The sequence below is a fragment of the Sedimentitalea nanhaiensis DSM 24252 genome, assembly GCF_000473225.1.
Classification (GTDB): domain Bacteria; phylum Pseudomonadota; class Alphaproteobacteria; order Rhodobacterales; family Rhodobacteraceae; genus Sedimentitalea; species Sedimentitalea nanhaiensis.
Genome location: NZ_KI421509.1, coordinates 2,372,220 through 2,396,285, shown reverse-complemented (window position 1 = coordinate 2,396,285; position 24,066 = coordinate 2,372,220). Strand labels below are relative to the sequence as shown.

Sequence of the window (24,066 nt, the reverse complement as noted above, 5' to 3'; positions counted from 1 at the left end):
TGGCCGTCATGGCACAGACAAAATCCGACCCCAATTACAAGGTTATCGCGGAAAACCGGCGGGCGCGGTTTGACTATGCCATCGAGGATGACCTGGAATGCGGTATCCTGCTGGAAGGTTCCGAAGTGAAATCGTTGCGCCAGGGCGGTGCCAATATCGCCGAAAGCTATGCGACGGTCGACGATGGCGAGTTGTGGCTGATCAACAGTTATGTCGCGCCCTACGATCAGGCAAAGACGTTTCGGCACGAAGAACGCCGCCGCCGCAAGCTGCTGGTATCGCGCAAAGAGTTGTCCAACCTGTGGAATGCGACCCAGCGCAAGGGTATGACCCTGGTGCCAATCGTGATGTATTTCAATCACAAGGGTCTGGCCAAGCTCAAGATCGGCATCGCAAAGGGCAAAAAGAACCACGACAAGCGCGAGACCGAGGCCAAGCGGGACTGGAGCCGCCAGAAGCAACGGCTGCTCAAGGACAACCGCTGACGGCGGGTCCGAACCTTGGATATCCTGATGGATCCCTGCAAACAGCGGTGCGCAGGCTTGCAACGTATGCAGGGGCCGCGTAGCAAGGAACGCGATTCAACAGGGGGCTGCCCGACATGCAGGATGATCCAAAAACTCTGGTTTCCACCGATTGGCTGGCGACGCATCTAAAGGATCCGGATCTGCGGATTCTGGACGGGTCGTGGTATCTGCCGGCAGCGGGGCGTGACGCCAAAGCCGAGTATCACGAGGCCCATATTCCGGGTGCGCGGTTTTTTGACATCGACGAGATTTCCGATCACCGCTCCGACCTGCCGCACATGGTGCCGCCGGTCGAGAAATTCATGTCGCGCCTGAGGGCCATGGGCGTTGGTGACGGGCATCAGGTGGTGGTTTATGACGGCGCGGGCCTGGTGTCGGCTGCACGGGTCTGGTGGCTGTTCCGGTTGATGGGGCAGACCAATGTTGCGGTTTTGGATGGTGGATTTCCGAAATGGCAAGCCGAGGGTCGTGTGACCGAGGATCTGCCGCCGATGGTGCGTGACCGTCATATGACCGTGCGGGTGCAGAACAGCCTGGTGCGCGACGTGACGCAGGTCAGCCAGGCCGCCAAGCTGGGCGACCACGAAATCATCGATGCGCGGTCCGCAGCCCGATTCCGCGGTGACGAACCCGAGCCGCGCGAAGGGCTGCGTGCGGGGCATATTCCGGGGTCGCGCAATGTACCCTTTACTCAACTGCTGAACGACGATGGCACGATGAAGCTGGTGGACGAGACGCGCGCCGTGTTTCAGGCGGCAGGCGTAGACCTGTCCAAACCGGCGATCACCACCTGTGGTTCTGGCGTGACGGCGGCAATCCTGTCCTTGGCTTTGGAACGTATGGGCAAGATCGATCACGCGCTTTACGACGGCTCGTGGGCCGAATGGGGTGCATTCCCGACCCTTCCCGTTGCAACCGGAGACGCATGATGTTTGACAAATTACAGGCGCAGCCCGCCGACAAGATTTTGGCCCTGATGAAAGCCTTTCGCGAAGATCCGCGCACTGACAAGATTGATCTGGGCGTGGGCGTTTACAAGAATGCCGAGGGCGTCACGCCTGTCATGCGCGCGGTCAAGGCCGCTGAGTATCGGTTGTGGCAAGAGCAGGACAGCAAGGCCTATGTCGGCTTGGTCGGTGACCCGGCTTTCTCGGATGCAATGATCGCGCTGATCCTTGGGGATGCTGTGCCGCGCGCCAATGTCGGCGCGGCGGCTACCCCCGGTGGCACCGGTGCTGTCCGTCAGGCGTTTGAGCTGATCCGCATGGCGAACCCACAAGCGCGGGTGTTCGTATCCGACCCGACGTGGCCCAACCACCTGTCGATCCTGAAATACCTTGGCATCGAAACCGTCGCCTATCGCTATTTCGACAGCGAAACGCGGGGTGTTGATTTCGCTGGGATGATCGAGGATCTGGGCAAGGCAAAGGCTGGCGACGTGGTGCTGTTGCACGGCTGCTGCCACAATCCCACCGGTGCGAATTTGAACAATGTCGAATGGCAGGCGGTCATCGATCTGATGAATGAGCGCGCGTTGATTCCGATGATCGACATTGCCTATCAGGGCTTTGGCGATGGGTTGGATGCGGACGCCATCGCGACCCGAATGGTTGCCAGCAATGTGCCGGAGTGTCTGATCGCGGCCAGCTGTTCAAAGAACTTCGGCATCTATCGTGAACGCACCGGGCTGTTGATGGCGGTAAGTCAGGATGCCAGCCAACGCGGATTGAATCAGGACACGCTGGCCTTTCTGAACCGGCAGAACTATTCCTTCCCGCCCGATCACGGAGCGCGATTGGTCACGATGATCCTGAACGACGACGCCCTGCGCGCGGACTGGGCCACGGAACTGGAGCAGGTACGCCTGTCGATGCTGGGGCTGCGTCAGGCGTTGGCCGATGAATTGCAGCGCCTCTCGGGCTCGGATCGCTTTGCCTTTATCGCCCAGCATCGCGGTATGTTTTCACGTTTGGGAACCAGCCCCGAGATGGTTGAAAAACTGCGCGCCAATTATGGCATCTACATGGTGGGCGACAGCCGCATGAATATTGCGGGTCTGAACGCCACCACAGTGCCGATCCTTGCCAAGGCGATCATCGACGCCGGCATTTGATACCGCCCCGATAGTACACCGGACCGACCGCTTCGTTCCGAGGCGGTCGGTCTTGGTGTATTTTCAGGGATGTCTTAGCCGTTCAGCTCGGCATTGCATTTTTTTACCATTTCGATGGCTTTATAAGTGCCGGCCAAGTTTACCGAGAACGCGTACTCCTTTTCGGGGAAAACGGTCATGATGTATTTTTTTGCAACGTCTTCGACGAATTTGGGATCATCCGACAGCACATATCCACCGGAATAACCCTTGGTGATATTGCCGCGCATGCCCGTGGCTTCGCCGACATAGAGATCGCCGTCTATATCAATGACAACAGCTTCCTTGTCGCCGGATTTGATATCGGTTTTGGCCTTGGTGAACACCCCGACATAGGCCGCGCTTTTGTCACTGGTCAGGCCCATTTGAACGACGTTTTCCGCGGCATCCACGGCTTCAATCAGGCAGGACTGTTTTTCATTGTCAGCAAAAACTTTCCAACCTTCGACTTCGCCATATTTTTCAAAGGTATCGGCACCCGCTGAAGACGCCAGAAAGATGGCGCCGACGGCACTCAGTGCAACAGATTTTAGAACAGACATCGTATATCCTTTTAAGGTTCTGGGAAGGCGGGTTCGCCACATCGAATCGCGCGCCTTGCAACACAGTTTTGCCGGGTTGTTCTCCGACGCTGGCACTATGCACCCGCTAGGGTTGATTGCAAGCAGGGCATCGGCGAAACGCTGCAAGGTGAAAGCGGGATGCAAACATGAAAGAGCCCCGGTGCCGGTGTACCGGGGCTTTCTCTTGATCTGCGTTGACGAGCTAGCCTTTTGAGAACTCGGGATAGGCCTCCATGCCCAATTCGGCCATGTCCAAGCCGTTGATCTCATCTTCTTCACCAACCCGGATGCCCATCGTGGTTTTGAGAATGAGCCAAACGATGCCCGAGGTCGCCACGACGAAGACACCAACAACCAGGATCGAATAGAGTTGGGTCATCAGATTCGCGTCGCTGTTGGTAAAGACTACCGCGATGGTGCCCCAGATCCCCGCGAACAGGTGAACCGGAATGGCACCGACCACGTCGTCCACCTTAAGCCGATCCAGAAACGGCACCGCGAAAACCACGATCGCACCACCCACGGCACCGATCAGGGTGGCCGAGATCAGCGAAGGCGTCAGCGGTTCGGCAGTAATCGAGACCAGCCCGGCCAATGCGCCGTTCAGGATCATCGTCAAGTCAGGTTTCTTGTAGAGCAACTGCGTCAGGATCAGCGCGGCGGCGGCACCCGCAGCGGCTGCGGTATTGGTGTTGACCAGGATGCGGCTGATGTCAGCGACGTTGGCGGCCGTATCCATATAGAGTTGCGAGCCGCCGTTGAACCCGAACCAGCCCATCCACAGAATGAAGGTGCCAATTGTCGCCAGTGCCAGATTTGAACCTGGAATCGGGATTACCCGGCCGTCCTTGCTGTATTTTCCAATGCGCGGACCCAGAATGATTGCGCCGGTCAGAGCGGCCCAGCCGCCGACCGAATGTACCACGGTCGAGCCTGCGAAATCCAGGAACCCGGCCTGGTCCAGAAATCCACCGCCCCATTTCCAGCTGGCCTGGATCGGGTAAATAACGGCTGTCAGCACGACAACAAAGATCAGGAATGGCCCCAGTTTGATCCGCTCGGCCACGGCACCCGACACGATCGAAGCAGTCGCCGCACAGAACATCAGTTGAAAGAAAAAATCCGATCCGACCGAGGCGTAGGTCAGGTCAGGTTCGGCACCGGCCAGCCCGACCGGTTCCAGCGTCGTGAGCGAGAACGCGCCCAGAATGCCGGGAATGGTCCAGCCGTCTCCCGGGTACATCAGGTTGTAACCCAGGATGAAATAGAACAGCGAGGCCAGCGAAAACAGCGCCATGTTCTTGGTTAACTGCATGGTCACGTTCTTGGACCGTACCAGCCCTGATTCGAGCATTGCGAAACCGGCGGCCATCCAGAACACTAGCACGCCCATGACGATGAACATGAATGTGTTCAGGATGAACCCGATTTCGGCATTGACCGGTGTCGTGTCTATTTCTTGCGCCAGTCCCAGCGACGGCAACGCGATCAGCGCGGCGGCGGCGGGCAGTGGTTTAAATCGTTGCATATTGTCATTTCCCCTTGCTGGCCGCGTCATCACAATGCGTCCTCGTTGGTTTCGCCGGTACGCACGCGCATGGCCTGGTTCACATCCAGGGCAAAGATCTTGCCGTCGCCGATCTTGCCGGTCTTGGCGGTACGGGCGATGGTTTCGATGATTTCGTCGGCCATGGCAGCGTTCACCACCAGTTCCAATTTGACTTTGGGTACGAAATTTACAGCGTATTCCGCGCCGCGGTAGATTTCGGTGTGGCCGGACTGTGATCCGAACCCCTTGATTTCCGTCACCATCATGCCGCGCACGCCGGCTTCGGTGAGCGCTTCGCGAACCTCCTCCAGCTTGAACGGCTTGATTGTCGCAATGATGAGTTTCACCACTATTCCTTTCCCTTGGCAGGTTTCCCCGCATTTTGCAGGTGCAGAAAAAACCTCTGAGGCTTGGTTTGAAAGCAATCTGGCGGCGTCTGGGGGGCAGATTTCAGGTCGGATTGCACAATTTTTGCACAAACCTGCGGTTTTGAGTAAAAAACGGGCAAAATGCAAAGCCGAAACAACAGCACTCTTCCCCTCTACAATCGCTGCCGGGCAGGGTAATGTCGCGAAAACTCAAGGGCCGGGCAGGGCTGAGCATGACCAGAAAAACACCACGCAAACCACCGCTGGTGGCAGACAAGCGCTATTCGCGGACCGCAGGCGGCACCGCTAAATCGGCCCGTTCCAACGCCAAACCCAAGCCGACGAAAAAGGCACCGGCCAGCTCCAGGGCTCGCAAACGCCGTACAACCGCCCGTCGCAAGGGAGGCGGTGGTATCGGCGGTTTCTTCCGTCGGCTGATCGGTGGAATCCTGCGGCTGATCTGGCGTATCACCTGGCGCGTCGGTGCGGTGGTCTGCCTGATCGTCGGGCTGTGGGTTGGATATGTCTATACCAGCCTACCTGAGGTCAGTGCCCAACTGGATGGCCGCGCCCAAGGGTCGGTGACGATGCTGGACCGCAATGGCGACGTTTTTGCCTGGCGCGGCGATCAGTTCGGCGGTGTGGTCACAACCGAAACGGTTTCCCCCAATATCAAGAACGCTATCGTTGCCACCGAGGACAAGCGGTTCTATCGCCATTTCGGCGTCAGCCCACGCGGCGTGGCCAGTGCGGTTCGCATCAACCTGAGCGAGGGTCGTGGTCCGTTATCCGGACATGGTGGTTCCACGATTACCCAGCAGACGGCCAAGCTGTTATGTCTGGGTGAGCCATTCGATCCCAAATCCGGAATGACCGAAAGCCAATACGAAGCGAAATGTCGACGCGGCACCCTGCAGCGCAAGATCGAAGAAGCCATCTATGCCATGGCGATGGAACTCAAATATACCAAGGACGAGATCCTGACGATCTATATGAACCGCGCCTTCCTGGGGGCCGGTGCGCGCGGGTTCGAAGCCGCCAGCCAGCGTTACTTTGGCAAGGCGTCATCTGATGTCACGCCCGCCGAGGCGGCGATGCTGGCGGGACTGCTGGTTGCGCCTTCGCGGTTTGCACCGACCAACAACTTGACCCGGTCGCAGAATCGGGCCGATGTTATCGTCGGGCTGATGGAGCAGCAGGGTTATCTGACAGCGGCCCAGGCGCAACAGGCGCGTGACAACCCAGCCCAGTTGTCCCAGGCGGCGGCGGAACGGGCCGGGGGCTATTTTGCCGACTGGGTGATGTCCAGCGGACCCGAGTATTTTACCCGCAATACCACCGAAGACGTGATCATCCGCACCACCCTGGACCGGCGGTTGCAGGCGGCAGCCGAAGAGGCGATGCAGTTCATCTTTCAGGAAAAGGTCCGCCCGGGGTCAAAGGCGCAGGCGGCAATTGTGGTCATGTCTGCCGATGGCGCGGTCCGGGCCATGGTCGGCGGGCGCGAAACCAAAGTGGCCGGAGCCTTCAACCGTGCCATTCAGGCCAAGCGCCAGACCGGGTCGGCATTCAAGCCCTTCGTCTATGCCACTGCGCTGGATTTGGGGGCGTCGCCGCTGGATGTCGTGGTGGACGAACCGTTCTGCATGACCATTCCCGGTTCGGGCCAATGGTGCCCCAACAACTATACCAACCGGCACTATGGTTCGGTCACATTGACCGATGCCTTGAAGGATTCGCTGAATATTCCGGCGGTCAAGGTGTCGGAAAAGGCTGGGCGTGATCTGGTGCGTCAGGTTGCAAGCCAGTTCGGCATCGAGAGCGATCTGGCGCTTGGGCCTGCCTTGGCATTGGGGGCGTCGGAGAGCACGCTGATCGAGATGACCGGGGCCTATGCGGGCATCCTGAATGGCGGATCGGCGGTGACCCCCTATGGTTTGACCGAATTGAAACTGTTGGGTGATCGCGATCCGCTGATGGGAGCGGATGGGGGCATCGGCGAGCGGGTGATACAGAAACAGGCAGCAGAGCAGTTGATCTGGATGATGGAAAAGGTGGTTTCCGAAGGATCGGGCAAGCGCGCCGCGTTGCCCGGTTGGCAGGCTGCCGGAAAGACGGGCACGACCCAAGCGGCGCGGGATGCCTGGTTCATTGGCTTTACCGCAGAATACGTGACCGGTGTTTGGATGGGCTATGACGACAACACACCCCTGACCGGTGTGACCGGAAGCGGATTGCCAGCTGAAATCTGGCACGAAACCATGGTGCGGGTGCACAAGGGATTGGACCCTGTGCCGCTGCCGATGCGTGCCCCGATTGCCCCGACTCAGCCGCAACCTGCACCAAGCGGCAGAGGAAAATCGCTCGGCGACGTCGTCGACAATGTGTTGCGCGACATCTTTGGAGGCGGCGGTGGCGGAAACAACCGGCCACCGCAGGTCAACAACCGATAGAAAGCGTGCGGGGCTGGTATCAGCCTGCGCGTTTCAGATCTGCGGTCAACTCGTTGATATTGCCTTTGCGCCGGTCCAGCATCGCGCCGATTTCCGTGCGTTCGGTCAACAACATATTCACGCCTTCAATGAACATGTTGAAAAATTTCAGCTTGCCCGATTTGTCCGATACCAGGAACGTCACTTCAAACGGCGCTTCGCCGCGCAGGTTTGCAGTGCTGCGGATTTCATAGCCGCTCTTGATCTTGCGGGCCGATTTGACCTCGATCGAAGCGCCGATAAACTCGCGGAATCGCTTGCCATATTTACGCGAGATGTAACCGGTGAACGCGGCGGTAAAGGCTCGCATCTGTTCGGATGTGGCACCTCGTGCGTCACTGCCTAAAGCATAGCGCGCCATGATCGGAACATCGGCGTATTTTATGAAAATCTTTTCGAAATCGCGGATCATCGCGTTTTCCGACTTGCCCGAAGCGATCACCCGGTTGATGTCGGCCACAAGCTGGTCGATCAGGGACCGGGCCTGGGCTTCGGACAGCGCCAATACCGGCATCGGAAGCGCGGCAACACCGGCGAATACGGCGGCGGACATCAGAAAATTGCGGCGGAACAGGAAATTACTGGGCATAGGGATCCTCGTACGGGTCAGAGAATGGGTCGGCGTAAGGGTCTACATAGGAGTCCGAACTGTCGCCTTCCAGTTCAAAGCGGCGATTTTGCAGGTAGATCAGGCGCGCAACGGCATAGCTGTCCGCGCTCTGGTAAAGGATTGAATCAACCGTATCCGAATACCGGCCACGGTCGCTGAGACGTTCGAGGACATTTGCATAGAAACCTACGTTCTCAATTGGCCTCGCCGGGGCGAAGGTCAGCGGATTAGTAAAGAAGTCGACGAAAACTCCGACCGAATCACGCTGTGTCGAAGGCCCGAAGAACGGCAGTTCGATATATGCCCCTTCGCTGAATCCCCAAACCGCCAGGGTTTCGCCGAAATCGGTGTCGGTTTCCGGAATGCCGAAATCGCTGGCCGGATTGGCCAGACCGGCAAAGCCGATGGTCGAGTTCATCAAAAACCGTCCCAGGGAGATCCCGGCCTGTTTGAAATCGCCTTGCAACAGGAAATTCGCCGCATCCCCGGGTTCAGAGAGGTTTGCCGAAAAACTGTTGAAACTGTCTTCGATGGGATCGGGAATGAGGTTGGTATAGCCCTTGGATGCCGGGCGGAAAAACACGCGGTCAACGGCAAGGTTGAAGCTGTGAACGTTCCGGTTGGAGGACTCGTAGGGATCAAACGGCGCGTCGTTCTGCCTTTGACCGGGTTCGCTGACAGCACAGGCGGCCAGCACCAGCGTTGAAAGCAGGCCGAAAACGGTATTCCGGGATGGATGCGTCGGTCTCATTCAATTCCAGTCCAATGCAAAGAAAGACGGGCGGTGTCGTTCTGCTATCTAGATCAAACAATGATTGTACACACTTGGTGCAGGTTCACTTAATGAATTTGTGGCAGTTATGAAACAGGCGACTTTTGGCTGCGCGTGATTGCGCCGTGGCCCGGATGCACCTAGTAACCTCATCAAACGGTCGGCGAACAGCAAGGTGGAAGCGATGATGACGCGAGAACCGGGTCGTGAGGAACTGCGCATTGCCAGGCGGCAAAGCCGTGCGCTGTACTGGACTGTGGGTATTTTCAGCTTTTTTGCTAACCTGTTGATGCTGACCGGACCACTATACATGCTGCAGGTTTACGACCGCGTGCTAGGCAGCCGGTCCGAGGAAACGCTTGTTGCGCTGTCCCTGCTGGTGGCGTTCCTGTACGGCGTCATGGGCATTCTGGATTATTCGCGCGGTCGAATCATGGCGCGGGCCGGAGCGCGGTTTCAGTCGGCGCTGGACCATCGCGTGTTCGATGCCATGGTGCGGCGTTCTGCGGTGGCCCCCGATGCGTCGGCCCAGACGGGATTGGCCGATCTCGAATCGGTGCAGCGCCTGATCTCCTCGCCCGTGCTGATGGCGGCATTTGATCTTCCATGGACACCGATCTTTTTGGCGGGGATAGCACTGTTTCATCCCTGGCTTGGCCTGCTGGCGCTGGCAGGGGGGGCGGTGCTGATCGTCATCACGTTGCTGAACCAGGCGTTTTCCCGAGGTCCGCAAATGCAGGCCAATGCCACGTCGCACCGCGCGTCGTTGCTGTCCGAGGAAATCCGCTCTGAAGCAGAAATGGTGCAGAGCATGGGGATGCGCGATGCGGCCTTTGATCGCTGGAAGCAGTCCCGGGATTCGTCTTTGGAAAAGGCCATGGGTGCAAACGATGTCGGCGGCACGTTCACGTCGATGACCAAGACGCTGCGCCTGTTCTTGCAATCGGCGATGCTGGGGTTGGGCGCCTATCTGGTGTTGCAGAATGAGGTGACGGCCGGAGCAATGATCGCCGCCTCGATTCTGTTGGGGCGTGCGCTGGCTCCGATCGAAATGGCAATTGGTCAATGGCCGCTGGTGCAGCGTGCGGTCAAGGGTTGGAACAGCCTGGCCAACCTGCTGGAAAAGGTGCCGCCGGAAATCCAGCGGACCGCGCTGCCCGATCCCGCCGCCAAACTGGACGTCCAGTCGCTGACCATTGTGCCGCCAGGCGACACGCGGGCGGCACTGAAAACCATCAGTTTTCGGGTCGAGCCAGGCCAGGCGGTCGGGATCATCGGGCCGTCGGGATCGGGAAAATCGACCTTGGCGCGGGCCTTGACCGGGGTCTGGCGTCCCGCCGGTGGCACCATCCGGCTGGATGGCGCATCGCTGGATCAGTACGCACCTTCGGTGCTGGGCCGGCATATCGGCTATCTGCCACAGAGAGTGCAATTGTTTGACGGCACCATCGCGCAGAATATCGCCCGTCTCAGCAGTCATCCCGACAGCGCCAAAGTGGTGGCCGCCGCCAAGAAGGCCGCTGCGCACGATATGATCGTGCAGCTGCCGGATGGCTATGACACGCGTGTTGCCGCCGGGGGGGGGCGTCTGTCGGGGGGGCAGATGCAGCGAATCGCGCTGGCACGGGCCTTGTATGACGATCCGGTGATCGTGATCCTGGACGAGCCGAACTCGAACCTCGACAACGACGGGTCAATGGCATTGAATGCGGCGATCCGCGACCAGAAGGCCGAGGGGAAATCGGTCCTGATCATGGCGCATCGTCCTGCGGCGATTCAAGAATGCGATACGCTTCTGGTGCTGGATCATGGCACCCGTGCCGCCTTTGGACCCAAGGAAAAGGTGCTGCGCGAGATGGTGGCAAACCACGAGCAATTGCAAAAGTCCGCCGCTATGGGAGGCGTGCAATGAGCGATCAACGCTGGTCGGCACGCAAGCCCATAGTCTTTGGTCTTTTTGGTTTGCTCATTTTGCTGGGTGGTTTCGGCACTTGGGCCGTCGTGACGAATATCGCCGGTGCGATCATCGCCTCGGGGCGGATCGAAGTTGACCGCAACCGCCAAGTGGTACAGCACCCGGATGGCGGCGTCGTGTCCGAGATTCTGGTGGACGAGGGCGACACCGTGGCGCTGGGTCAGGTTCTGATCCGGCTGGATGCCAACCTTCTGAAGTCCGAATTGGTGATCATCGAAGGCCAGCTGTTCGAGCTGATGGCGCGGCGCGGTCGGTTGGAAGCAGAGCGCGATGGCACGGAAACGATTGATTTCGATCCGATCCTGCGAGATGCGGCCAAAGGCCGCCCAGAGGTTGCAGACCTGATCGAGGGGCAGAGACGCCTGTTCCTTGCCCGGCGCGACTCGGTCGCGCGCGAAAGCGAACAACTGCAAAAGCGCCGTGGTCAGATCGGCAACCAGATCGACGGTATCGACGCGCAACAGGACTCGTTGCAGCGGCAGATTCAGCTGATTGGCAAGGAATTGGCCAACCAGCAATCGCTGTTGGATCGGGGCTTGGCACAAGCCGGTACGGTGCTGAATCTGGAACGTGCCGCTGCCGATCTGGATGGCTCTCTGGGTGAATTGATTGCCAGCGAGGCCCAGGCAGAGGGGCGGATCACCGAAATTGATATCGAGATCCTGAAACTGGGCACCCAGCGACGCGAAGAGGCGATTACACGGCTGCGCGATCTGCAATATCGCGAGTTGGAACTGGCGGAACAGCGCCGCTCACTGGTCGAGCGGCTGAACCGGCTGGACATCACCGCCCCGGTATCCGGCATCGTTTATGGCATGCAGATCCATACGCCCCGCTCGGTTATCCGCCCGGCAGATGCGGTGCTGTATCTGGTGCCACAGGATCGTCCTCTGGTCATCGCCGCGCGAGTCGAGCCGATTCATATCGACAAGATTTTTGTTGGCCAGTCGGTCACGTTGCGTTTCTCGGCGCTGGATCAACGGCAGACCCCGGAACTGTTCGGGAAGGTGGTGCAGATCTCGGCCGATGCCTTTGAAGATGCCAACAGCCAGGTGTCGTTCTACCGGGCCGAGATTGTCCTGAACGAAGGCGAGCAGGAAAAACTTCCCGATGGGACCGTGCTGATTCCGGGTATGCCGGTGGAAACCTACATTCGCACCGACGACCGCTCGCCGCTGGCCTATCTGATCAAACCGCTGGCGGACTATTTCACCAAAGCATTCCGCGAATCCTGACATCGGGGCTTTTCGCGGGGTGCGAACCGGTTTAGCGTCCGGCCCAAACCAGCTTTTGGAAGGGACGCAGAGATGAGCATTGAAAGCAAATTGGCCGAACTGGGCGTAACTTTGCCAGACGCTCCGGCGCCTGCCGCAAACTATGTGCCATTCGTGCAAGTCGGCGATATCGTCTATGTCTCCGGCCAGATTTCCACGGATGAGTCGGGCCTGATCCTGGGAAGGTTGGGTGACACGATGGAGGTCGAGGCTGGTGTGGGTGCCGCACGCCGCTGTGCCATCAATCTGTTGGCACAGGTCCGTGCCGCCTGTGGAGGCGATCTGGACCGATTGGTGCGGGTGATCAAGCTGACCGGCTTTGTCAATTCCACGGCCGAGTTCGCCGACCAGCCCAAAGTCATCAATGGAGCGTCTGATTTTATGGTCGAGGCCCTTGGTGACGCCGGTCGGCATTCGCGCTCGGCTGTATCGGCGGCGGCATTGCCGTTGGGCGTCGCAGTTGAGATCGAAGGTATTTTTCAGATCCGATGACCCCGCCTCTGCCCTTGGGGTTCACGACCACGCCGCTGACTCACCGCGGCCTGCACGACATCACGCAGGGCCGACCGGAAAACAGCCGCGCGGGCATTCTTGCGGCAATGGCGCGGGGCTATGGCGTCGAAATCGATCTGCAGCTGTCGTCCGACGGACAGGCCTTGGTGTTTCACGATTATGATCTGACTCGCTTGACTCATGAAACCGGGCCGATCCGGCGACGTACTGCGGCAGAGGCTCAGCAGATCGCGTTGCGGCATGGCGATGGCGAGACCATTCCGACGCTGGCGCAGGTTCTCAATCTGGTCGATGGACAGGTGCCCCTGTTAATCGAGATCAAGGACCAGGACGGCAATATGGGCTCCGATATCGGCCCTCTGGAAACTGCAGCGGTACGGGCATTACAGGGCTATGACGGGCCGGTTGCCCTGATGTCTTTCAATCCGCACAGCACTGCCAGGCTGGCACAGCTTGCTCCCCACGTGCCCTGTGGGCTGGTGACTTGCGGCTATGATCCGCAGGACTGGCCGTTGACCGTAAAAACCTGCGAGCAACTGCGCGACATTCCGGATTTCGAGACGGTTTCCGCCAGTTTCATCAGCCATGACAAGGCCGACCTGGCCCGCCCGCGGGTGCGCCAGTTGCGCGACGCGGGAGTGCCGGTCCTGTGCTGGACGATCCGTTCGCCCAAAGAAGAGGCAGAGGCCCGCCGATACGCGGACAATGTCACCTTTGAGGGGTATCTGGCCGACATTCCGGGTTGAACCGTCGCGCGGCGCGCCCAGATAGTGTTTAGGCACGGGGACGAAATGGATCAGGCGCAGATCGAAATTCAGGTCATCAGATCCCTGTCGCAGATTGCCGAGCAGGATTGGGACGGCTGCGCCTGCCCCGAGGCGGCGACGGGTGGTCGCCCCGCCGATCCATTCACCACCCATCGTTTCCTGATGGCGCTTGAGCAATCCGGATCTGTCGGCCCCGGCACTGGTTGGCAACCGCAATATCTGACGGCCTTTCTGGACGGGAAACTGATCGCCTGCGCGCCGATGTATGCCAAGTCACATTCGCAGGGCGAGTATATATTCGACCATAACTGGGCGCATGCCTATGAACGTGCAGGTGGGCAGTATTATCCGAAACTGCAGATTGCCGTGCCCTTTACCCCGGCAACCGGGCGCCGGTTGCTGGTGCGGCCCGGCTATGACGAAATCGGGATGTCGGCGCTGGTGCAGGGGGCGGTGCAACTGGCTGCGAACAACGATATCTCGTCTCTGCATATGACCTTTTGTACCGCGCCCGAGGCCGAGGCGGGCGCACGGATGGGCCTGATGGCGCGCAGGACGCAACAGTTTCATTGGGTCAACCAAGGGTATGCCGATTTCGATGCGTTCCTGGCGACGCTCTCTTCGCGCAAGCGCAAGAACATTCGCAAGGAGCGGGCGCAGGCGCAGGGTTTCGGTGGCACGATCCGGGTGTTGACCGGCGATGAAATCCTGCCGGAGCACTGGGAGGCATTCTGGATATTCTATCAGGACACCGGCGCCCGGAAGTGGGGATCGCCCTATCTGACCCGGCAATTCTTTGATCTGGCGCAGCAGACCCTGCGTGAGGATCTGGCCTTGGTCATGGCGGAACGTGACGGGCGCTGGGTGGCCGGGGCGCTGAACGTGATTGGGCGGTCAACCCTGTTTGGCCGCTATTGGGGCTGTATTGAACATCATCCCTGCCTGCATTTCGAATTGTGCTATTATCAGGCCATCGACATGGCGATCGCGCGTGGCATGCAACGAGTCGAGGCCGGCGCGCAAGGCGAGCACAAGCTGGCTCGGGGCTATCTGCCGTCCCCGACGCACAGTGTGCACTGGATCGCGGATCAGGGCTTTGCGAATGCGGTCGGCAGCTATCTGCAGGCCGAACGCGAAGCCGTTGCGGAAGAGATCGAGATTCTGACCGAATACGGTCCGTTCAAGAAGACGCATGTGGAGGAACAGGAATGACCGAGAAACTGTCTGACGAAGCCCGCGGCCCGTTACTGGGTCCATTGCTGAAATCCGGCTGGGCGATGGTCGAGGGACGTGACGCGCTGACCAAAACCTTTGAGTTCAAGAATTTCATCGACGCATTCGGGTGGATGACTCGTGTCGCGATCTGGGCCGAGAAATGGAACCACCATCCCGAGTGGAGCAACGTCTACAAAACCGTGACGGTGGTTCTGGTGACCCATGATGTCGGCGGGCTCAGCGCGCTGGATGCCAAGCTTGCGCGCAAGATGGACAGCCTAACCTAGCGGTGCTCCGACCCGCTGGCAAATGCCATGTTTGCATCGCGTAACATTGTCGCGAATGCGATACCGGCGACATGGCCGTCGCTGGGGCCGGTGATGGCGGCAATGCGCACGGCATGGGACCGGAACCCGGCAGGGTCCCGTCGGTCGAATTGCACCACAGGCAACGGTTTTCGTAACAGTTCCTGCCGCCCTTCGGTTGGATCTCGGTCACAGCCGGGGTGCTGGTGCGGGCCAAATATACGGCACGGCGCGCCAGGATCGACCGATCCTGGCGCGCCGTGTTTTACATCGCTTGCAGCAGGCTCTCGCCGGCGGAAACTTCGCAAACGCCAGGCGCTTCTTCTTCGTTCAGGATCGTGACGGTGCCATCCTCGACCAACATCGCATAGCGTTTGGAACGCGCCATCAGACCGGCAGGCGGAGCATCGAAATTCATCCCGATTGCCGTTGTGAATGCGCTTTGAGCGTCTGACAGCATGGTGATCCCGGCGGCTTCGGCACCGGTAGCTTCGCCCCAGGCCTTCATCACGAAGGGATCGTTGACCGAAACACAAATGACTTCGTCCACACCCTTGCCGTCAAACTGTTCCTTGGTGCGTATGAAACTGGGCACATGCGCGGAATGGCAGGTGGGGGTGAACGCGCCCGGAACAGCAAAGATCACGACCTTGCGATCTTTGGTCTTATCTGCCAGCGACACCGGTCCGGGGCCGTCTGCGCCCATTTCGGCCAGGGTTACATCCGGCAACTTGTCCCCTATCGAAATCGTCATGGTTCGGCCCTTTCATTGAGTTTAGTTTGCTCTTACGGGGCATATAGGATTATTGCTGGGGCGAGAAATGATTTCAAAGCAGGTGGGCGCAGGATGAGCCACATTATCGTGATCGGGGCCGGCCAGGCGGGAGCGTCTTTGGTCGCAAAACTGCGCAACGAGGGGTTTGAAGGTGAGATAACCCTGATCGGCGCAGAATCCGTTCCCCCTTATCAACGACCGCCCCTGAGCAAGGCATACCTGCTGGGCGATATGGCGCTGGAACGCCTGTTTCTGCGCCCCGAGAGTTTCTATGCGGACCAGAATATCGCCCTGCGGCTTGGCCAGGCGGTGACCGGGATCGACCCCGTAGCCAAGACCGTGACGCTGACGGATGAGGTGATCGGTTATGACCAGTTGGCGCTGACCACCGGGTCCGCGCCGCGCCGTCTGCCGTCTGCGATTGGCGGTGATATGGACGGCGTGTTTGTCGTGCGCACCCTCGCGGATGTCGATGCGATGGCGCATCTGGTCCGCGAAGGGGCACGTGCACTGATCGTTGGCGGCGGCTATATCGGACTCGAGGCGGCGGCGGTGGCGGCCAAGCGCGGGGTCAAGGTGACGCTGGTGGAGATGGCGGATCGTATCCTGCAGCGTGTGGCCTGCTCGCAAACCAGCGACTTTTTTCGCGCGTTGCACACGGGGCACGGAGTCGACATCCGCGAAGGCGTCGGACTTGAGCGACTGACGGGCGAGGGAGGGCGCGTGACCGGCGCCGTTCTCAGCGATGGCAGTCAACTGGAGCTGGATCTGGTTGTGGCTGGGGTCGGCATCATGCCGGATACCGCTTTGGCGGAACAGGCGGGTCTGACGCTGGACAACGGCATCGCGGTGAATGAATTGGGTCAAACATCGGACCCTGCGATTTGGGCGGCCGGGGATTGCGCAAGCTTTCCGCATCGGGGCACCCGTATCCGTCTGGAAAGCGTGCCCAACGCCATTGATCAGGCCGAATGCGTCGCGTCCAACATGATGGGCGCGCAACAGGATTATGTTCCAAAGCCGTGGTTCTGGTCTGATCAATACGATGTGAAATTGCAGATCGCGGGGCTGAACACCGGCTTTGACAGGGTAGTCCGTCGCCGGGGCGACAAAGGGGCGGTGTCCTTTTGGTATTTTCAGGATGATCGACTGTTGGCGGTGGACGCGATGAATGATCCGCGTGCTTATATGATCGGCAAGCGGTTGATTGATGCCGGTAAAACCGCGCCGCCCGAGTTGGTCGCGGACCCTGACGCCGACCTCAAGGCCTTGTTGCGCGGGTGAGGATCGTCGCCGGAACTTTCCGTGGCCGTACGCTGGCGTCGGTGGGCAAAGGAGATATGGGTGCGCATTTGCGGCCCACAACCGACCGGGTGCGCGAAAGCCTGTTCAACGTGCTGACGCAGACCGGTGCGATCCCTCAGGCGCGGGTGCTGGACCTGTTTGCGGGCACCGGGGCGCTGGGGCTGGAGGCACTGTCGCGTGGCGCGTCGCATGTCACGTTTGTCGAGACCGGTCGGGTCGCCATGGATCTGATCCGCAAGAATATCGCTTTGACGGGCAGTGCCGGGCAAACCGGGCTAAGCCGACGTGATGCGGTCCGGTTGGGACCAAATCCGGAAGCGCCCTACGATCTGGTCTTCCTTGATCCTCCCTATGGCAAGGGGATGGGCGAAAAGGCATTGGCCCTTGCCGCGCAGGGCGACTGGATCGCGCCGCGCGCCCTGATTGTCTGGGAAGAGAACGCCCCCATGCCGGCACCTGCCGGATTTCTGCTGCGGGATCGGCGAAAATATGGCGATACCCATGTCACCATCCTTGAGTGGACAGAGCCGGTCTGACCCGATGCAATGGCGATGATCTGCTGGCGCGGTATTGGCCATGGCCTCTGCGGCGGTCTGGCAATGTGCCGCGCTCAACAACTCCAAGTGCGCTTGGTCCGCAATGACGCAGCAGCATCGACCGGAAAGACCAAACCGCAACCCAAGCTGTCGGTGTCCGATCTGGTCGGCAAATAGATCTGCAACGCATGCGATCAGTCGTAGGTGGGATGAAACCGATCTGACGGAGACAGCGTGAAAATCTCGCAACCATCGGCTGTTACGCCGACCGAATGTTCGAACTGCGCGGACAGCGACTTGTCTCGGGTGACGGCAGTCCAGTCATCGGCCAGGGTCTTGGTCTCGGGGCGTCCCAGATTGACCATCGGTTCAATGGTAAAAAACATGCCCTCTTCCAGAACCGCGCCGGTGCCGGGCCGGCCATAATGCAGCACGTTGGGAGGGGCGTGAAACACCCGACCCAGACCATGGCCGCAAAAATCGCGCACAACGCTCATGCGGTGCGCTTCGACATAACTCTGAATTGCGTGGCCGATATCGCCGAACGTGTTGCCGGGCTTGACCGCTTCGATGCCCTTCATCAGGGACTCGTAGGTGACCTGAATCAGACGTTCGGCCTTGCGTGGCAATTTCCCGGCCACATACATCCGGCTGGTATCGCCGAACCAGCCATCGACGATCACGGTCACGTCGACATTCAGGATGTCGCCGTCCTTGAGTGTTTTGGAGCCGGGAATGCCGTGGCACACCACGTGGTTGACCGAAATGCAGCTGGCGTGCTGATAGCCTTTGTAACCGATCGTGGCGGATTTTGCGCCTGCCGCTTCGACCATCTGGTTGATAGCGGTATCGATGGCCTCGGTGGTTTGGCCAATCTCGACCATCGGCGCGACGTCATCGAGAATTTGGGCTGCCAAAGCGCCCGCAACGCGCATTCCGGCAAAGTCCGAAGGTTCGTAAATACGAATGCCGTCCTTGGTCAGGCGACCGCGAAGTTCGTTTTTCACCAATTTGGCTCCGTCTTCATCTCTTTTCCCGCTATCTAATACTCTTGCTCCAAAAGAACCAGAGGGGGTCATGCCAGGGTCCGGATGGCCGGCCCCAGTTCGATTCCCCGGGGCGAGATGCGGGTGCCGTAGCACAGGGTTTGTACCCCCTGCGCGCGTGCGATTTCAAAGGCGGTCGCATAGCCGGGATCGATGTCGCGCGCAAGGTCGAAGGCCGTACAATCGGTGCGTTGCACCAGATACAGCATGATTGCGCGACGCCCGGACCGCGCCATATCCGCCAGTTCGTTCAGATGTTTGGTGCCGCGTTTGGTGACCGAGTCGGGAAATTCGGCCAGGGTCGGGCGACGGCACAGCGTCACGCTTTTGACCTCGACATAGGCGTCGGGCAGGCCGGACCCGCTGAGCAAGAAGTCGATGCGGCTGGATTGGCCGTATTTCACCTCGGCGCGCACCGTGTCATAGGCGGCCAGTTCGGTGATTTGCCTGTCTTGCAGCGCTGCGCGCAGGGCGCGGTTGGGAACCGAGGTATCGACGCCGGTGAAATGCCCGTTTTCATGATCGACCAGCCGCCAGCCGAATTTCAGTTTGCGTTTGGGGTCATCATTGGGTTCCAGCCAGATTTTCATTCCCGGCTCTGCCAACCCCAACATCGAGCCGGGGTTTGCGCAATGGGCAGTGACCTCACGCCCGTCCGCCAGCGTGCAATCGGCCAGAAACCGTTTGTAGCGACGGATCAGGCGGGCGGGTACAAGAGGGGTTTCAAAGCGCATGGCCATGGGCCTATACCTGCGCAGACTGCCATTCAAGGGAGCGAGATCATGGCCAACCCAACCGCCGCGATGCTTGTGATCGGGGACGAGATCCTGTCCGGTCGCACCCGGGACGCGAACATGCACTATCTGGCGGGCGAGTTGACCAAGCACGGGATCGACCTGAAAGAGGTGCGCATCGTCAGTGACGATCACCCGGCCATCGTCACGGCGGTTCAGGCGCTGTCCAAAGCATATGACACGGTGTTCACCAGCGGTGGTATCGGTCCGACCCATGACGATATTACAGCCGACTGTATAGCCGAGGCCTTTGGCGCGCGAATAGATGTGCGTGACGATGCCCGCGAGATCCTGAAAGCGCATTATGCCAAGACCGGGTTCGATCTGAACGCCGCGCGGTTGCGCATGGCGCGGATCCCCGACGGTGCGGCCCTGATCGACAATCCGGTGTCGATGGCACCGGGTTTCACCATTGGCAACGTTCATGTGATGGCGGGTGTGCCTCAGGTTTTTCAGGCCATGGTCGCCAGCGTTCTGCCAACGCTGACGGGCGGTGCGCCGCTGTTGTCGCAGACGCTGCGGGTGTTTCGCGGCGAGGGCGACATCGCCGAAACCCTGGCGCAGCTGGCCGAACAATATTCCGATCTGTCCGTCGGGTGCTATCCGTTTCAGAAGGACGGGGCCTTTGGGGCCAATATCGTGGTGCGCGGTTCCGAGGGTACGCGTGTAGATGCCGCGATCACCCAGCTGTCGCGGGACCTAAAGCTGTGACGTCGCCAAGTTGGTATGATGTGATCGATGGCACATGGCCTGCGGCGCGCCGGTTCAACGATGGCATCTGGACGCTGCGTCAGGGACAGGATGGCGGAAGCCGGGTGTCCGCCACGACGCTTGGCGTCGAAGGCGCGACCATAACGGACACTGAAATCGGCAGAGCAGAAACGGGCATGCGTGCCATGGGGCAGCCATTGATCTTCATGATCCGTCAAGGTGACGATGCGCTTGATGCAAAACTGCGGGATCGCGGTTATGCGATCAAGGACCCGGTGACTGTCTATGCCTGCGCGTCCGCTCGGCTGACGGACGTACCTCTGCCGCGTGTCACGGTTCTGAACGTCTGGGAACCGCTGGCCATAATGCGCGAGATCTGGGCCGCAGGCGGAATCGGCCCGGCCCGGTTGGAGGTCATGCACCGGGCGCAGGGGGCCAAGATCGGACTTTTGGGGCGCAAGAACGACAAACCCGCCGGGGCCGCCTTTGTCGCCATCCATCGGGGTGTCGCCATGGTTCACGCGGTCGAGGTGCTGGCCCATCAGCGCCGCGCCGGGATGGGGAGCTGGTTCATGCGCGCTGCGGCCTTTTGGGCTGTCGATAATGGCGCGCAGACGCTCTCGGTGATGTGCACGCAGCAGAATGTCGCGGCCAATGCGCTCTACGCTTCCCTCGGTATGCTGCCTGTGGGACAGTACCACTATCGCCACCTTCCAGACGGAGATTGAAGCCCAGTGACGGATAACACACTGCCCACCGCGCTTGACCTGCCCATGGTCGATCCGCTGCCCGAAGCGACGCAGAAATATTTCGACATCTGCACCGAGAAACTGGGCATGATCCCGAACGTGCTGAAGGCCAACGCCTTCGATGTCGACAAGCTGAACGCGTTTACCGGCATGTACAACGATCTGATGCTGGCCGACAGCGGTCTGAGCAAGCTTGAACGCGAGATGATCGCTGTGGTGGTCAGTGCAATCAACCGCTGTTTCTATTGTCTGGTGGCACATGGCGCGGCGGTGCGGCAACTGTCAGGCGACCCGATACTGGGCGAAATGCTGGTGATGAATTACCGGGTGGCGCCGCTGGATGCACGGCAACGCGGGATGCTGGATTTTGCCGCCAAGATGACGACCGCCAGCGCCACGATTCAAGACGCTGACCGCCAGGCTTTGCGCGATGTCGGGTTCACGGATCGCGATATCTGGGACATTGCCAATGTCGCGGGTTTTTTCAACATGACCAACCGGGTGGCCAGCGCCACCGCGATGCGGCCCAACGACGAGTATCACGCTCAGTTCCGATGATCCGACGCTTTGTCCCAGGCTGTGTCGCCCTGCTGTTGCCGCTCTGCGCCGCAGCGCAGGACCTGTCGTTGCCAGCGACGGCCCGGCAGCTTGCCAATCGGGTCAGCCCGCTGGACAGCTATGCGTTGCCGGTTGGCCCCTATGACGGGAAATCGGTGCCGTCGCGCCAGTTCGAAGGCAGGATCGAGCGACAGACTTGGCGCATTGACGGAGCCGCCCAGACCACGCTGCAGCTTTTGCAGCCGTTGCGCGACCAGGTCACGGCAGCCGGTTTTGATCTGATGTTCGAATGTCGCGATCGCGACTGTGGCGGGTTCGATTTCCGGTTCGAAACCGAGGTCGTGCCGGCACCGGACATGCAGGTGGACATTCGCAATTTTCGCTTTCTTTCGGCGGTCCGGGATCCTGATCAGGCGATCAGCTTGCTGGTCAGCCGCAGCCGGACGGCGGCGTATATTCAAATCATCCGGGTTGTCCCGATAGGGGACACTCCGCTTGCGGTGGTGCCAGGAGAGGGCGTGGTATCTGCCCCGACGGGCACCGATCCGACGGACCCGATCGCGGGATTGATGGCACAGGGGCACGTGATTCTGCGGGATCTCGATTTTGCCACCGGGGCGGATGCGCTGGGGGCCGGACCCTATGCGTCGCTTGACCGCTTGGCCGAGCATCTGCGCGACAATCCCGGTTTGCGCATCGCCCTTGTGGGACATACCGACAGCGCCGGTGCGCTGGATACCAATATCACCCTGTCCAAACGCCGCGCCGAGGCGGTACGAGTGCGGTTGATCAGGGACTACGGCATAACGCCCGCGCGTATCGAGGCCGAGGGCATGGGATATCTTGCGCCGGTGGCGTCGAACCTGACCCCGGAGGGGCGCGAAACGAATCGCAGGGTCGAAGCCATTGTGCTGTCGGACGGCTGACCGCCCGAGGGCGGGTGTTACCAGTTGGTTGGCCCTTTGTCGGCAAAGGCATGCACCAGAAAATCGATAAAGGCACGCACCTTGGGCTGGGTGAACCGGCCCGGCGGGTACACCGCGTAGATGCCCTGGGTCTCAACCGGCAGTGTGGGGATCGCATCCTCGACCAGTCCTTTGTGAAGCGCGCCGGAATAGAGATAGCTGGGCAGATAGGCGATGCCGAGGCCGGAAATCGCGGCGTTTAGCAGAGATTGCCCATCATTCACGCTGAGCCATCCGGCAGTGCGGACCTGACGTTTCTCGCCCGAGGGTGCGGTCAGCTTCCAGACATTGCCGCTGGGCTGGTTGGAATAATGCAGCAGCTTGTGTTCGTTCAGATCGTCGATCTTTTGCGGACGACCGTATTTTTCAAAGTAGCTGGGTGCGGCGATCATCCGCTTGTTGGTCTCGGTCAGCTTGCGCGCGCGCAGGGTGCTGTCTTCCAGATCGCCGATGCGCACTGCCAGATCGAACCCTTCGGAAATCAATTCGACATACCGGTTGTTCAGCACCATGTTCACCGTGATTTCCGGGAAATCCGACAGGAAATCGGACAGTACCGGCGACAGATGATTGACGCCGAAATCGGTCGCCACACTGATCCGCAACAGGCCCGAAGGTTCGGATTGCATCGACGTCACCAGCGCGTCCGCCTCGCCAGCGTCATTCAGAACCCGGCGGGCGCGATCGTAATAGGCCAGACCGATCTCGGTCGGGCTGACGCGCCGCGTGGTCCGGTTCAGAAGCCGCGCGCCCAGCCGCGCCTCCAGGCTTGAGACGTGTTTGGAGACAGCGGATTTGGAAATGCCCATCTTTTTGGCGGCATCGGTGAAACCGCCCTGATCCACGACATTGGCAAAGGCTTCCATTTCGGTCAGTCGATCCATCTGCGGTTCCTCGGGCATGTTCCGGTTCGGTTCTGTATCGGCGTCAATCTGGGCAAGAACGCGGCGACCATGGGATAATATCGCGGTTTTATCGCGGATCGTTGATGGCGGGGAAACACCGGGCGAGGCGATGATTTTCCTATGCGACTGGGGTCGGATGAGGCAAGGTCGCACTATCTGAGGTTGAACATGGCCGAATCCAAGGAGTCCTTATGAAAATTGCGTTGATCGCTGCCGTCGTCGCCCTGCTGGGTCTGCCTGTGCTGGCCGGGGGGGCGACCCCGGCCAACCCCGAGGCGCAGGTCTATTTTGTCAATCTTCAGGATGGCGACACGGTCAGCTCTCCGGTCACGGTGGTTTTTGGCCTGTCCGGTATGGGGGTCGCTCCTGCGGGGACCGAAAAGGAAATGACCGGGCATCACCACCTGCTGATCGACCGGCCGCCGTTGGGCCAGGGCGAAGACGGGGCCGAGGAGCTGGCCAATGGGCTGCCGTCGGATGAGCATCACCGGCATTTCGGCGGTGGTCAAACCGAGGTGACACTGGATCTGCCTGCTGGTCCCCATACGCTGCAATTGGTTCTGGGGGATGCCGGCCACGTGCCGCACGCCACGCCGGTAGTGTCCGATGTGATCGCCATCACCGTCGAGTAAGCTTGCGC

General features: G+C 60.0%; 27 protein-coding genes. 18 read left to right on the top strand and 9 right to left on the bottom strand.

Annotation, left to right across the window (positions count from 1 at the left end; all coding sequences use genetic code 11):
* Nucleotides 1–8: 8 nt before the first annotated feature.
* From smpB to NANH_RS0113600, 3 genes are all read left to right on the top strand, one after another.
* The gene (smpB, locus tag NANH_RS0113610; RefSeq protein WP_027262534.1) at nt 9–485 is read left to right on the top strand and encodes an SsrA-binding protein SmpB; all 477 of its coding nucleotides are present in this window, start codon (nt 9–11) and stop codon (nt 483–485) included.
* 116 nt (nt 486–601) lie between these two features.
* Complete coding sequence (gene sseA, locus NANH_RS0113605) at nt 602–1,456, top strand: 3-mercaptopyruvate sulfurtransferase (protein ID WP_027262533.1); 855 nt, start codon at nt 602–604, stop codon at nt 1,454–1,456.
* Nucleotides 1,456–2,640, top strand: coding sequence for an amino acid aminotransferase (locus tag NANH_RS0113600; RefSeq protein WP_027262532.1), 1,185 nt, complete (start codon nt 1,456–1,458; stop codon nt 2,638–2,640). The genes sseA and NANH_RS0113600 overlap by 1 nt, the downstream gene beginning before the upstream one ends.
* Nucleotides 2,641–2,714: 74 nt before the next feature.
* Here NANH_RS0113600 and NANH_RS0113595 read toward each other — a convergent pair whose 3' ends face one another.
* The 3 genes from NANH_RS0113595 to NANH_RS0113585 all read right to left on the bottom strand — a co-directional run bounded on the left by NANH_RS0113595 (nt 2,715) and on the right by NANH_RS0113585 (nt 5,138).
* Nucleotides 2,715–3,221, bottom strand: coding sequence for a hypothetical protein (locus tag NANH_RS0113595; RefSeq protein ID WP_027262531.1), 507 nt, complete (start codon nt 3,219–3,221; stop codon nt 2,715–2,717).
* Nucleotides 3,222–3,444: 223 nt separating this feature from the next.
* Nucleotides 3,445–4,770, bottom strand: coding sequence for an ammonium transporter (locus tag NANH_RS0113590; protein WP_027262530.1), 1,326 nt, complete (start codon nt 4,768–4,770; stop codon nt 3,445–3,447).
* A gap of 29 nt (nt 4,771–4,799) precedes the next feature.
* Nucleotides 4,800–5,138, bottom strand: coding sequence for a P-II family nitrogen regulator (locus NANH_RS0113585; protein ID WP_027262529.1), 339 nt, complete (start codon nt 5,136–5,138; stop codon nt 4,800–4,802).
* On the opposite strand from NANH_RS0113585, the gene NANH_RS28810 reads away from it, so the two are divergent.
* Together NANH_RS28810 and NANH_RS0113575 are read left to right on the top strand one after the other, a co-directional pair.
* The gene (locus NANH_RS28810; RefSeq protein ID WP_161631371.1) at nt 5,125–5,469 is read left to right on the top strand and encodes a hypothetical protein; all 345 of its coding nucleotides are present in this window, start codon (nt 5,125–5,127) and stop codon (nt 5,467–5,469) included. The two genes, NANH_RS0113585 and NANH_RS28810, sit on opposite strands and share 14 nt — an antisense overlap.
* Complete coding sequence (locus tag NANH_RS0113575; protein ID WP_027262527.1) at nt 5,393–7,612, top strand: transglycosylase domain-containing protein; 2,220 nt, start codon at nt 5,393–5,395, stop codon at nt 7,610–7,612. Before NANH_RS28810 ends, NANH_RS0113575 begins: the two co-directional genes overlap by 77 nt.
* A gap of 19 nt (nt 7,613–7,631) precedes the next feature.
* On the opposite strand, the gene NANH_RS0113570 is transcribed toward NANH_RS0113575, so the two are convergent.
* Nucleotides 7,632–8,240 (bottom strand): MlaC/ttg2D family ABC transporter substrate-binding protein, encoded by a 609-nt coding sequence (locus NANH_RS0113570; protein ID WP_027262526.1) that lies wholly within the window; start codon nt 8,238–8,240, stop codon nt 7,632–7,634.
* The gene (locus tag NANH_RS0113565; protein WP_051372416.1) at nt 8,230–9,012 is read right to left on the bottom strand and encodes an MlaA family lipoprotein; all 783 of its coding nucleotides are present in this window, start codon (nt 9,010–9,012) and stop codon (nt 8,230–8,232) included. Before NANH_RS0113565 ends, NANH_RS0113570 begins: the two co-directional genes overlap by 11 nt.
* Nucleotides 9,013–9,217: 205 nt before the next feature.
* On the opposite strand from NANH_RS0113565, the gene NANH_RS0113560 reads away from it, so the two are divergent.
* From NANH_RS0113560 to NANH_RS0113535, 6 genes are all read left to right on the top strand, one after another.
* Nucleotides 9,218–10,945 (top strand): type I secretion system permease/ATPase, encoded by a 1,728-nt coding sequence (locus tag NANH_RS0113560; protein WP_027262524.1) that lies wholly within the window; start codon nt 9,218–9,220, stop codon nt 10,943–10,945.
* Nucleotides 10,942–12,243 (top strand): HlyD family type I secretion periplasmic adaptor subunit, encoded by a 1,302-nt coding sequence (locus NANH_RS0113555; RefSeq protein WP_027262523.1) that lies wholly within the window; start codon nt 10,942–10,944, stop codon nt 12,241–12,243. Before NANH_RS0113560 ends, NANH_RS0113555 begins: the two co-directional genes overlap by 4 nt.
* Nucleotides 12,244–12,315: 72 nt before the next feature.
* A complete protein-coding gene (locus NANH_RS0113550) occupies nt 12,316–12,774 on the top strand; it encodes a RidA family protein (RefSeq protein ID WP_027262522.1) in 459 nt (152 codons plus the stop codon).
* Nucleotides 12,771–13,541 (top strand): glycerophosphodiester phosphodiesterase family protein, encoded by a 771-nt coding sequence (locus NANH_RS0113545; protein WP_027262521.1) that lies wholly within the window; start codon nt 12,771–12,773, stop codon nt 13,539–13,541. Before NANH_RS0113550 ends, NANH_RS0113545 begins: the two co-directional genes overlap by 4 nt.
* Before the next feature lie 45 nt (nt 13,542–13,586).
* Nucleotides 13,587–14,774, top strand: coding sequence for a GNAT family N-acetyltransferase (locus tag NANH_RS0113540; RefSeq protein WP_027262520.1), 1,188 nt, complete (start codon nt 13,587–13,589; stop codon nt 14,772–14,774).
* Nucleotides 14,771–15,064: a 4a-hydroxytetrahydrobiopterin dehydratase gene (locus tag NANH_RS0113535; RefSeq protein WP_027262519.1), complete on the top strand. Its 294-nt coding sequence runs from the start codon at nt 14,771–14,773 to the stop codon at nt 15,062–15,064. The genes NANH_RS0113540 and NANH_RS0113535 overlap by 4 nt, the downstream gene beginning before the upstream one ends.
* Before the next feature lie 283 nt (nt 15,065–15,347).
* Here the strand turns inward: NANH_RS0113535 and NANH_RS0113525 are convergent, their stop codons facing one another.
* The gene (locus NANH_RS0113525; protein WP_027262518.1) at nt 15,348–15,836 is read right to left on the bottom strand and encodes a peroxiredoxin; all 489 of its coding nucleotides are present in this window, start codon (nt 15,834–15,836) and stop codon (nt 15,348–15,350) included.
* Nucleotides 15,837–15,929: 93 nt separating this feature from the next.
* On the opposite strand from NANH_RS0113525, the gene NANH_RS0113520 reads away from it, so the two are divergent.
* Nucleotides 15,930–17,141 (top strand): NAD(P)/FAD-dependent oxidoreductase, encoded by a 1,212-nt coding sequence (locus NANH_RS0113520; RefSeq protein WP_027262517.1) that lies wholly within the window; start codon nt 15,930–15,932, stop codon nt 17,139–17,141.
* Nucleotides 17,138–17,698 carry a 16S rRNA (guanine(966)-N(2))-methyltransferase RsmD gene (gene rsmD / locus NANH_RS0113515; RefSeq protein ID WP_027262516.1) on the top strand — a complete coding sequence of 187 codons (561 nt, stop codon included), beginning with the start codon at nt 17,138–17,140 and terminating at the stop codon, nt 17,696–17,698. Before NANH_RS0113520 ends, rsmD begins: the two co-directional genes overlap by 4 nt.
* Nucleotides 17,699–17,892: 194 nt before the next feature.
* Here rsmD and map read toward each other — a convergent pair whose 3' ends face one another.
* Together map and sfsA are read right to left on the bottom strand one after the other, a co-directional pair.
* Entirely contained in the window at nt 17,893–18,705 is an 813-nt protein-coding gene (gene map / locus NANH_RS0113505; protein ID WP_027262515.1) for a type I methionyl aminopeptidase, read from the bottom strand.
* A gap of 68 nt (nt 18,706–18,773) precedes the next feature.
* Nucleotides 18,774–19,478, bottom strand: a complete 705-nt coding sequence (gene sfsA / locus NANH_RS0113500; RefSeq protein WP_027262514.1) for a DNA/RNA nuclease SfsA — start codon at nt 19,476–19,478, stop codon at nt 18,774–18,776.
* Nucleotides 19,479–19,526: 48 nt separating this feature from the next.
* Here sfsA and NANH_RS0113495 point away from each other — a divergent pair, with 48 nt between their 5' ends.
* From NANH_RS0113495 to NANH_RS0113480, 4 genes are read left to right on the top strand one after another with little or no spacing between them, the layout of a single operon-like run.
* Nucleotides 19,527–20,249 (top strand): competence/damage-inducible protein A, encoded by a 723-nt coding sequence (locus NANH_RS0113495; RefSeq protein WP_027262513.1) that lies wholly within the window; start codon nt 19,527–19,529, stop codon nt 20,247–20,249.
* Nucleotides 20,246–20,977 (top strand): GNAT family N-acetyltransferase, encoded by a 732-nt coding sequence (locus tag NANH_RS0113490; RefSeq protein ID WP_027262512.1) that lies wholly within the window; start codon nt 20,246–20,248, stop codon nt 20,975–20,977. The genes NANH_RS0113495 and NANH_RS0113490 overlap by 4 nt, the downstream gene beginning before the upstream one ends.
* A 6-nt stretch (nt 20,978–20,983) precedes the next feature.
* Entirely contained in the window at nt 20,984–21,556 is a 573-nt protein-coding gene (locus NANH_RS0113485; RefSeq protein WP_027262511.1) for a peroxidase-related enzyme, read from the top strand.
* Nucleotides 21,553–22,482, top strand: coding sequence for an OmpA family protein (locus NANH_RS0113480; protein ID WP_027262510.1), 930 nt, complete (start codon nt 21,553–21,555; stop codon nt 22,480–22,482). Before NANH_RS0113485 ends, NANH_RS0113480 begins: the two co-directional genes overlap by 4 nt.
* Before the next feature lie 17 nt (nt 22,483–22,499).
* Here the strand turns inward: NANH_RS0113480 and NANH_RS0113475 are convergent, their stop codons facing one another.
* Nucleotides 22,500–23,405 carry a LysR family transcriptional regulator gene (locus NANH_RS0113475; RefSeq protein ID WP_027262509.1) on the bottom strand — a complete coding sequence of 302 codons (906 nt, stop codon included), beginning with the start codon at nt 23,403–23,405 and terminating at the stop codon, nt 22,500–22,502.
* Nucleotides 23,406–23,617: 212 nt separating this feature from the next.
* On the opposite strand from NANH_RS0113475, the gene NANH_RS0113470 reads away from it, so the two are divergent.
* A complete protein-coding gene (locus NANH_RS0113470) occupies nt 23,618–24,058 on the top strand; it encodes a DUF4399 domain-containing protein (protein ID WP_027262508.1) in 441 nt (146 codons plus the stop codon).
* The last annotated feature ends 8 nt before the right edge of the window (nt 24,059–24,066 follow it).

Coding starts and splice junctions, on each gene's coding strand:
- smpB (WP_027262534.1), top strand. CDS start 9: ATGGCACAGACAAAATCCGACCCCAATTACAAGGTTATCGCGGAAAAC.
- sseA (WP_027262533.1), top strand. CDS start 602: ATGCAGGATGATCCAAAAACTCTGGTTTCCACCGATTGGCTGGCGACG.
- NANH_RS0113600 (WP_027262532.1), top strand. CDS start 1,456: ATGTTTGACAAATTACAGGCGCAGCCCGCCGACAAGATTTTGGCCCTG.
- NANH_RS0113595 (WP_027262531.1), bottom strand. CDS start 3,221: ATGTCTGTTCTAAAATCTGTTGCACTGAGTGCCGTCGGCGCCATCTTT.
- NANH_RS0113590 (WP_027262530.1), bottom strand. CDS start 4,770: ATGCAACGATTTAAACCACTGCCCGCCGCCGCCGCGCTGATCGCGTTG.
- NANH_RS28810 (WP_161631371.1), top strand. CDS start 5,125: ATGATGAGTTTCACCACTATTCCTTTCCCTTGGCAGGTTTCCCCGCAT.
- NANH_RS0113575 (WP_027262527.1), top strand. CDS start 5,393: ATGACCAGAAAAACACCACGCAAACCACCGCTGGTGGCAGACAAGCGC.
- NANH_RS0113570 (WP_027262526.1), bottom strand. CDS start 8,240: ATGCCCAGTAATTTCCTGTTCCGCCGCAATTTTCTGATGTCCGCCGCC.
- NANH_RS0113565 (WP_051372416.1), bottom strand. CDS start 9,012: ATGAGACCGACGCATCCATCCCGGAATACCGTTTTCGGCCTGCTTTCA.
- NANH_RS0113560 (WP_027262524.1), top strand. CDS start 9,218: ATGATGACGCGAGAACCGGGTCGTGAGGAACTGCGCATTGCCAGGCGG.
- NANH_RS0113555 (WP_027262523.1), top strand. CDS start 10,942: ATGAGCGATCAACGCTGGTCGGCACGCAAGCCCATAGTCTTTGGTCTT.
- NANH_RS0113550 (WP_027262522.1), top strand. CDS start 12,316: ATGAGCATTGAAAGCAAATTGGCCGAACTGGGCGTAACTTTGCCAGAC.
- NANH_RS0113545 (WP_027262521.1), top strand. CDS start 12,771: ATGACCCCGCCTCTGCCCTTGGGGTTCACGACCACGCCGCTGACTCAC.
- NANH_RS0113540 (WP_027262520.1), top strand. CDS start 13,587: ATGGATCAGGCGCAGATCGAAATTCAGGTCATCAGATCCCTGTCGCAG.
- NANH_RS0113535 (WP_027262519.1), top strand. CDS start 14,771: ATGACCGAGAAACTGTCTGACGAAGCCCGCGGCCCGTTACTGGGTCCA.
- NANH_RS0113525 (WP_027262518.1), bottom strand. CDS start 15,836: ATGACGATTTCGATAGGGGACAAGTTGCCGGATGTAACCCTGGCCGAA.
- NANH_RS0113520 (WP_027262517.1), top strand. CDS start 15,930: ATGAGCCACATTATCGTGATCGGGGCCGGCCAGGCGGGAGCGTCTTTG.
- sfsA (WP_027262514.1), bottom strand. CDS start 19,478: ATGCGCTTTGAAACCCCTCTTGTACCCGCCCGCCTGATCCGTCGCTAC.
- NANH_RS0113495 (WP_027262513.1), top strand. CDS start 19,527: ATGGCCAACCCAACCGCCGCGATGCTTGTGATCGGGGACGAGATCCTG.
- NANH_RS0113480 (WP_027262510.1), top strand. CDS start 21,553: ATGATCCGACGCTTTGTCCCAGGCTGTGTCGCCCTGCTGTTGCCGCTC.
- NANH_RS0113475 (WP_027262509.1), bottom strand. CDS start 23,405: ATGGATCGACTGACCGAAATGGAAGCCTTTGCCAATGTCGTGGATCAG.
- NANH_RS0113470 (WP_027262508.1), top strand. CDS start 23,618: ATGAAAATTGCGTTGATCGCTGCCGTCGTCGCCCTGCTGGGTCTGCCT.